Here is a 4322-nt window from a genome sequence, read left to right on the forward strand (position 1 = left end):
TCGTCTTCGCTCTGCTGACACGCGGCCAGGAACATCGTGGTCGCGGCCAACAGCGCGAGATACTTGAAGAATTTCATTCGTTCCTCCAAAAAGGAAGTTTCGAGATGGCCAGGAACGCGGGGTGGGTCGGGGGGCGAGGGGTCGGGCACGAATCCGACGGCCTTGCGGTGTCCCTTCGGTTCCCACGCGTTCACGTGGCCTCGCGGTGGAGAGCGTCGAACCGGAGTCCGGTTCCTCGTTCTCACCGAGCCACGCACGGGTCCGATGATTCGGTTGCGAGGGACCTTCGTGAGGCGGCGGGCGTTCCGGTCGAGTTGTCCGAGTTGCCTCGTCCAGCACGCACCTTCGCGTCGCTCGGGTCCCAGATCCGGCCGTGCTTCGGCGCGGCGCCGCACCTCCTTCCAACCGCCGCGTGAATCGGGTGGCCGATATCCACGCGTATGCTTGCACGTCGGCCGGCCCCTGTCAACGGTGAACGCCCACCTGGTGGGCGTTCGTGGCGGATTTCGCACGGGCGTCCTCGATGCAGGACCGGCCCGCACGCGGGCCCGTCAGGAGGTCGGGGGGCCGAGGTCGCCCTCGTCGATCGGCGTGGGCGGGTCCGCGGGACCGGGGGCGGCACCTCCGCCCCCGCGTCCCTCGGTGTGCGGGACCCCGCGCGTGGGGGCGTCGGGGTCGCGGTCGTCCGGATCGGGGGCATCGTGCGCGGCGTCGCCTTGCGCGGCGTCGAAGGCGGGGAGGGCGACGACGAACGCCGCGCCGCGCCCGCCGGGGCGGGGTTCGGCGTGGACGGCGCCGTCCATGCGCTGCACCAGGCGCTGGACGACGGCCAACCCCAGCCCGGTGCCGCCCGTCCGGGTGTGGTAGCGCTCGAAGATCTCCCGCGCCTGAGCGTCCGTGAGGCCCGGCCCGTCGTCCTCGACCCGCAGCACGACGCGCGCTTCCTTCGCGTCGTCGGGGGACGGCGGGGCGTCGGTCCCGGCGGGTGCCGGGGCCTCCGCCCCGACGGCGAGGGTGACGCCGGTCGCGCCGCCCGCGGCGCGTTCTGCGTTGCGGAGGAGGTTGCGGAGCACCTGCCGGAGGCGGGCGGCGTCGGCGACGACGCGGAGGTCCGCTGCGTCGTCGAGGCGGAGCCGCAGCCCGGGGTGGGCGTCCGCCATCTCGCGGGCGAGGGCGGCGGCGTCGACGACCTCCCAGCGGATGCGTTCGCCCAGGTCGCCGCGCGCGAGGGTGAGGAGGTCCTGCGAGACGTGCATCAGGTCGTCGGCCGCGACCTGGGCGGCGTGGAGGCGTTCGACGTCGTCCGCCGCGGCGCCCCCGCCCGCGGCGTCGGCGCGGTCCCAGCGGGCGACGAGTTGGTCGACGTGGGCGCTGACGACGGTGAGGGGCGCGGCGAGCTCGTGCGCGACGTCGGCGAGGCGTTCGCGTTCCGCGTCGCGGCGCGCGCGGACGTCGGCGAGGGCGGCGTTGAGGGCGGTCGCGACCTGGCCGACCTCGTCGTCCGGGCCGGCGTAGCGGGCGAGGTGGGGGTCGGCGGGGTCGAGGTCGCGCGCCTGCCGGGCGAGGTCGGCGAGGGGCGCGAGGCTGCGGCGCAACGCCAGGATGGCGAGGGCGGCGGCGACGGCGAGCGCCGCCGCCCCCACCCCGACCAGGAGGATGCGGAGTTCGGTGCGGGCGGCGTCGGCGCGCTGCAGCGACACCGCCGCGCGGAGCGTGCCCGCGCGCGTGCCCGACGGCAGCTCCCACGGCGTCGACGCCACGAGCCAGCGGCCGTCGAGCCCGGGGAGGGCGTCCACGCGCGTGGGGGCGCCCGCGTCGGGGAGCGCGGTCGCGCCGGAGTCGGGGATGCGGACGGTGCCGTCGCGGGCGACGAACTGGAGGCGGAGGTCGCCCCCGTCGGCGGCGACGAGGTCGCCGCCGATCCGGCCGGACTGCACCACGGCGGCGACGCGCGCGAGTTCGCGCTCGAGGAGCGCCGTCGTCTCGCGGCGTTGTTGGGCGGCGAAGGCCAGGTCGGTGACGACGAGGACGGCGGCGACGGTGGCCGTGAGGACGCCCAGGACCGTGAGGGTCAGCCGCGTCCGGAGGCTCACGGGACGGTGTAGCCCTTGCCGCGCAGCGTCACGATGGCGTTCTCCGCCCCGAGCCCGGCGAGGGTCCGGCGCAAGCGCGAGACGTACACCTGCACGGCGTTGCTGTCGGGGCTCTCGAGGCCGTAGAGGCGGTGCTCGAGCTCCTCGCGGGGGAACACCTTGCCGGGGTGCGCGAGGAGCAGCTGCAGCAGGTCCGCCTCGCGGGTCGGCAGGACCTCGCTGGCGTCCCCGACCGTGACGGTGCCGCTCTCGACGTGGAGCCGGATGACGCCGTGCACGATCTCGTCCCCGCCGTTCCCGCGGTCGCGGACGTGGGCGTGCACGCGGGCGAGGAGTTCGCGGACGTCGAACGGTTTCGTCATGTAGTCGCTGGCGCCGGCGTACAGGCCCTCGACGCGGGCCTCGACCTGCGTGCGGGCGGTCAGCATGAGGATGGCGACGCCGTCCTCGTGGAGGCGGTGCGCCACGTCGAGGCCGTCCATGTCCGGCAGCCCCAGGTCGAGCACGACCAGATCGGGGGGGCGGTCGACGGCGTCGGCCAGCGCGTCGCCGCCCCGGGCGACGGCGTGCACGTCGAAGCCGGCGTCGCGCAGCTCCCGCGCCACCAGGTCACGGAGCGCGGGGTCGTCCTCGACGAGCAGGATGCGGGCGCGCATGGACGTCATGGTACTTCGTGCGCGGGGCGGTCGGCCGGGCGTCCGGCGCGTCGGGGGTCGGTCCGATCCCGGCGCGGGCGGGGCGTCAGCGGTTGGAGCTGGGGGGTGGGGCGTCGGAGCCGTCGTCCTGCGCACCGTCGTCCCCGTCGTCGTCCCCGGCGTTCCCGCCGGGCCGGTTGGCGCCGGCGTCGGGCGCGTCGTCGGCCGGCGCGTCGTCCGCGGGTTCCTCCGCGACGGGCGGAGGGGCCGGGTCGTCGTGCCCCGCGTCGTCGTCCCCGTCGTCGCGCGACGCGGTGGCGGGACGGGCGGGCCGGTTGCTGTCCGGCACGTCCGGCGCGTCGGCTTCGGTGACGTCGGGCGCCGCCCCGGGCTCGGGGTCGGACGGACGCGCGACGAAGCGGTCGGTCGGCACCTCGGTCGCGCCGCCGTCCCACCAGGTGAGGGTAAGGGTGCGGCCTTGGGGCCCCAGGGCGTCCGCGGCGTCGAAGGGGGGTGCGCCGTCCGGCGCGAGCGTGAGGCGTTCGCCGTTCCAACGCGCGTCGTAGGGGCGGCTGGTGCCGTCGGGCGTGACGACGACGACGCGCCAGGTGCCGGGCTCGTCGCTGGACAACTCCAGCGTCACGCCGTCGCCCTCGACGCGCCCGAACCCGATGAGGGTCTCGCTGCGCTCGTCGGTGATCAGGAGTTCCGCGCCGACGGGCGGGTCGAAGCGCTGCGCGACCGCGACCGACGCCAACAGCCCCAGCGCGACCGCCAGCACGACCCCTAGCCCGGCGGCGAGGCGCGGGGCGAGCGGGGGGCGAGCGGGGCGAGGGGCGTACGGCACGGCGTGAACCTCCAGCGGACGGTGGGGGTGGCGACCGGTCGATCCGGTGCACCCGACGTAGCCGTATCAGACCCCGGCGACCTGACGTCCACCTGACGCCGGGCCGTGCCGGCGCCTGCGGGCGCCGGCACCCTCGATTGCGTGAAGTACGCCACATCCTGGCGCGGCGGACGCCCCACCCCGCCGCCGTTCAGGCTGCCGTCAGGTTGCGGCGCGATGATGCGCAACGAATCCGAGGTGTCCGCCTCGGATCCGGAGGTTCCCCAGGCGTCCGCGCCGACGGGGACCGGGCGCAGAGCCATCCGGGCGTGACCGGAGGCGACGCGGGACGGGAACGGAGCACGGGCCGCCCCCCTCGCCGAACCGACGGGCACGACGCGAATCGGGGCGAACCCGGCGCACGAACCGGGAACGCCGAACCCGATGCGACGACGGGATCTTCGGAAGTCCGAGCCGAACCCCGCACGAGCATCGAAACCATGGATGGGGTAGGTACGACGCCTACCCCATCGATTCATGCCGTGGAATGCACGCCATGGATCCGAAGGCCGCCCGCCGGCCCGGCGCAGGCCCCTCCCCTCCTCCCGCGGTACGACCCTCGACGCGCGGCACGTGTTCCGCCGCGGCGCGACGGCGCGGCGACCCCGCCGCGGGCACCGCGTCAGGGCATCGCGGTGCGGTGGCGGCGGAGGACGACGGTCGCGAGCCCCGCGGCGGGGACGACGAACGCGAAGCCCGCGGCGAGCG

4 protein-coding genes are annotated in these 4322 nt (G+C 75.8%); all 4 read right to left on the bottom strand.

Annotation, left to right across the window (positions count from 1 at the left end; translation table 11 throughout):
- Positions 1 to 194, bottom strand: a 194-nt coding sequence (locus tag RI554_10620) for a hypothetical protein (GenBank protein MDR9392469.1), incomplete at its 3' end; no start/stop codon positions are given.
- Positions 195 to 551: 357 nt separating this feature from the next.
- A complete protein-coding gene (locus RI554_10625; protein MDR9392470.1) occupies positions 552 to 2093 on the bottom strand; it encodes a HAMP domain-containing sensor histidine kinase in 1542 nt (513 codons plus the stop codon).
- Complete coding sequence (locus tag RI554_10630) at positions 2090 to 2749, bottom strand: response regulator transcription factor (GenBank protein MDR9392471.1); 660 nt, start codon at positions 2747 to 2749, stop codon at positions 2090 to 2092. Before RI554_10630 ends, RI554_10625 begins: the two co-directional genes overlap by 4 nt.
- 85 nt (positions 2750 to 2834) lie before the next feature.
- On the bottom strand, positions 2835 to 3575 hold the full coding sequence (locus RI554_10635; protein MDR9392472.1) for a hypothetical protein: 741 nt from the start codon (positions 3573 to 3575) through the stop codon (positions 2835 to 2837).
- Positions 3576 to 4322 lie beyond the last annotated feature (747 nt).

The organism is Trueperaceae bacterium (assembly GCA_031581195.1).
Classification (GTDB): domain Bacteria; phylum Deinococcota; class Deinococci; order Deinococcales; family Trueperaceae; genus SLSQ01.

What these genes read in the sequence shown, in the direction of transcription:
- RI554_10630 (MDR9392471.1), bottom strand. Translation starts at nt 2,749, where the DNA reads ATGCGCGCCCGCATCCTGCTCGTCGAGGACGACCCCGCGCTCCGTGAC.